Here is a 4,017-nt window from a genome sequence, read left to right as displayed (position 1 = left end):
CAATTTGCTGATTTAAAAACTGATGAAAATGGTATTGCAAATTATAAACTTCCGTTTGCTCCGGGAAAATATGTGGCTACTGCTCATGTTTCTGATGACAATGTGGATGTAAATTCTATCAACACCTCTTTTGAAATTAATAAGATTGTTGGTAGGGTAACGGTATCTCAAGTTGATAATAATGTTCTTGATATAAGGCTATTCAATTCCAATAACGGTGATGTGTACCGGAATATTAATGTAACTCTCAAATTTGACAATATGGAACCTATTTATGTGGTTACCAATGATAGGGGCATTGCCACTTATCAGATGGATTTTGCACCGGGTTCATATTCTCTTGTGGCAATGGTTTCAAAGCAATACACTGAAATCCAGAATGTATTGGAAACTATTGTAGTTGCAGACCCGTCAGACTTCTACTCAAAAGTTACTTTCAGCAGCGGCATAGTCTTTGATTATGCCAGTTCAGGTTCCATTTATGTAACCGTTACCGGTGGAAGCATTGATGAGGAAAACATTAAAGTATTGAATCACCCTGAAGCTAAAATAACTCTTGTCAAAAATGTGATAACCATATCAAAATTGAATCCGGGCACCTACACTTTATTTGTGGGGTCAATTCCATCAGGCGATTTGAAGCCGGGCAATGGCACAGTCAGTGTCACTGTCAAAAAATCCATTGCGGTTGTTAAGGCATCCAAGGTAACTGTTGCATTGAAAAGCAAGGCTTACTGGGTTATCAAGATTGTGGATTCAAAAACAAATAAGCCGATTTCAAACATGAAAGTAACCTTAAAAATCTACACTGGAAAGAAATATAAGTCTGTTACCAGATATACTAATTCTAAAGGGGTAGTGAATTATAACACTAAAGGATTGTCTAAGGGCAGTCATAAGGTTGTTGTAAGTGCATCTCATAAGGGTTATAATTTAAATACATTCACTTCATCCATTAAGGTTATCAAACAGACCTCATTGAAATTTAAACTTAGAGAAAAGCATGATGACAACGGCGGTTCGCTGCGTTCATTTGTAGTTACCAACAAGAAGACCAAAAAGGGTGTGAATGGTGTCAAAATCAAGGTCTACATATACACCGGCAAGAAGGTCAAGACCTACACCCTGAAAACCAAGAAGATCAAGGGCAAGAAGGGAACCTATAACGGTGCTTTTGGTTTTTCAACCAACCAGTTCTCAGCGGGCAAGCATAAGGTGGTTCTAAAGCCGGTCAGCATCAAGTTTAAGGGTTCAATAACCACAAGCATCAAAATCAAGAAGAAGGCAACTATTGGCCCTAAATACTTCCGTACACTCTAAGGGAATTAATTTTCCCTATTCTTTTTTTTTCATTATTCTTCCTTAAAGTTTTTACTTTATTCGACTTATATAAATTTTTCAACAAAAATTATATCATAAAGGTGAATTTTTATGAATAGGAAGGTAATATTAGTTTTGCTTATTCTTGTAAGCATCACAGCATTATCGCATGCATCCGCAAGCGATGATGTGGATATTATTGCAAGTGATGAGCAGGTTATAGTGGAAAATGCCAAAGCCGATGATGCCGCTTTGGATGATGATGCTCTCCAGTTAGATGATCAAGGCAATGAGGATTCTTTAAATGAGGATTATAGGAATATTCAACATGAAATTGATAGGGCGGAAGAGAATTCCACAATCATCTTGGAGGGAGATTATGTTTGTGACTATTTAATCAACGTAAACAAGACAGTCAAGATTGTCGGTAACGGCAATGTGACAATAAAATACAACGGTTCAAGTAACTTGCGGACACCATTCTTCTTTATTAACAAGACCGCTCCCAATGTGGTTTTAAGCAACATCAAATTCATTGGCGGAACATTCCACTGGGCAGGCGCTATTTATTGGCAAGGGGATAACGGTATTATAAGCGGCTGCGAATTCCAGGATAATATTGCAACTAGTGACCAGTATGGTATTGGGGGGGCTGTTGCAATCATAGCAGATAACTGTAACGTTACCGACTGTATCTTCTCAGCCAATCAGGCCGCATTATATGGTGGTGCATTGTTATGCAATGGAACAGGCACACTCATAAGCAACTGTGAGTTCAGGGGAAACAGGGTCATTAATGAAAAGAGCCATGGTGGAGCGATAGTGGCTTACGGGTCTAATAATGTTATCCAGAACTGTAACTTCACTGAAAACGGTTGTAATGATTATGGTGGAGCAATATCTGTGCTGATGGGTGAAGACAACATTATCAGAAACTGCACATTCAATGATAATGAGGTTACATCAAGCATTGTTGAAGATGAATATCAAGGTGGAGGAGCAGTATTCAGTTCCTCTAAACATTTGACCGTTGATAACTGCACATTCATAGGAAACCTTGCAATGCAATCCCGAGGAGGCGCAATAAGCCTGTCTGAGGAGGATGTTGTGAACGGTTCTTACTTCAGGGACAATTTCGCATTATACGGAAACGACTTAGCCTACCTCTGCCGGGAAATAACATATAATCATTTCGTCATTGACTACAATGAGACTTTGGTTAAGGCATTAGACATTAAAGTGAGCAACTTAACTGATGAGGATCTCTTCGAGGCGTACCTGCTTGCATCCAACAACACTATCGAAAAGATCAAAATCGATTCAAGCGTAGTGTTCAGTGCAGGTTTGGTTTTCAAATACGGTGCCTCAGGTTCAATCTATGTTACTGTTGAGGGTGGAATAATAGAGTTGGAAAACATTCGAGTTTTAAACCAGCCTAATGCACGAATCACTTTCAACAATAACCTGTTGACAGTTTCCAATTTGCCGGTGGGAAAATACACATTGCGTGTTACTACAACCCCTGATGAGAACCACACCGCAGTTGACGGTGACTTGATAATAACAGTAAACAAGGCAACTGCTGTTTTAAGCGCTTCCAAGGTGACTGTTGCTCTTAAGAGCGGTTCCTCATGGACAATCAAGATTGTGGATTCAAGGAACAACAAGCCAATCAGCGGATTGAAGATAACCTTGAAGGTGTACACAGGCAAGAAATACAAGACAGTGACCGTCACCACCAATTCCAATGGTGTGGCATCATATAAGACCAAGAGCCTGTCTGCCGGAACACATAAGGTTGTTGCAAGCGCATCACATGCAGGTTATAATTTCAACACTGTGTCATCTTCAATCAAGGTTGTTAAGCAAACCTCCTTGAAATTCAAGCTTCAACTTAAAAGAAGTGATAATGGAGGAGCATTGCTTTCCTATATGGCGTTGAACAAGAAAACCAAGAAGGGCGTTAATGGCATTAAAATGAAGGTATTAATATACACTGGCAAAACCTACAAGACATTCATATTGAAGACTAAGAAGATTAAGGGTAAGAAAAAAACCTATCATGGTGCATTCGGCTTTGCAACCAATCAATTCACCGCAGGCAAGCATAAGGTTGTAATCATGCCTGAAAGCATCAAGTATAAGGGCAGCGTCAAAACTTCAATAGTGATTAAGAAGAGCGCTACTAAAAAATTAAAATTCTTCCGTAAGATATAATCGAGGTGTGAAATCATGAAAAGGAAATTGATTTTCTTTTTAATATTATTAATGGGCATCTGCGCAATCTCTGCTGCTGGTGCAAGCGACATTGATGATGTTGCATCAGATGCTTGCGGGGATGTTGAAAATCAGCCAATCGCTGAGGCGGACTCTGCTGACAATCATCAGCAGGCAAATGATGAGAATTCACTTGGCACCGTCCATAGGCTTGATGGCAAGAACAATACCTTTGCAGATTTGAAAAACACGTTTGACCAAGCTGTGGATGGGGATACTATCGAATTAAATGGAACATTCAGTTTCAGTGAAACGGTGAATGTTCAAAAATCAATTAAAATAACTGGCTGTGCAGATGGCGCCACCATAAATATGGGGCTGGCTGTAGGAAGTTTCACTTATTTCAACATTGATTCAACAGCTTCCAATGTAGTTTTATCAAATTTGAAATTCACCGGAAGCACCGCAAGTGCCGTCAGC

At 39.4% G+C, this 4,017-nt stretch carries 3 protein-coding genes; all 3 read left to right on the top strand.

The window, feature by feature from the left end:
- Positions 1–1,320 (top strand): hypothetical protein (locus QZU77_RS10550; protein ID WP_295603901.1); only part of this gene is annotated, 1,320 nt, incomplete at its 5' end.
- Between the two features lie 111 nt (positions 1,321–1,431).
- Entirely contained in the window at positions 1,432–3,537 is a 2,106-nt protein-coding gene (locus tag QZU77_RS10545) for a right-handed parallel beta-helix repeat-containing protein (protein WP_295603899.1), read from the top strand.
- A 15-nt stretch (positions 3,538–3,552) separates the two neighbouring features.
- Positions 3,553–4,017 (top strand): hypothetical protein (locus QZU77_RS10540; RefSeq protein ID WP_295603897.1); only part of this gene is annotated, 465 nt, incomplete at its 3' end.

The sequence above is a fragment of the uncultured Methanobrevibacter sp. genome (assembly GCF_902774605.1).
Lineage (GTDB): Archaea > Methanobacteriota > Methanobacteria > Methanobacteriales > Methanobacteriaceae > Methanocatella.
The sequence above is the reverse complement of the archived record's forward strand: the minus strand, read 5'-3'. Positions and strand labels throughout refer to the sequence as shown.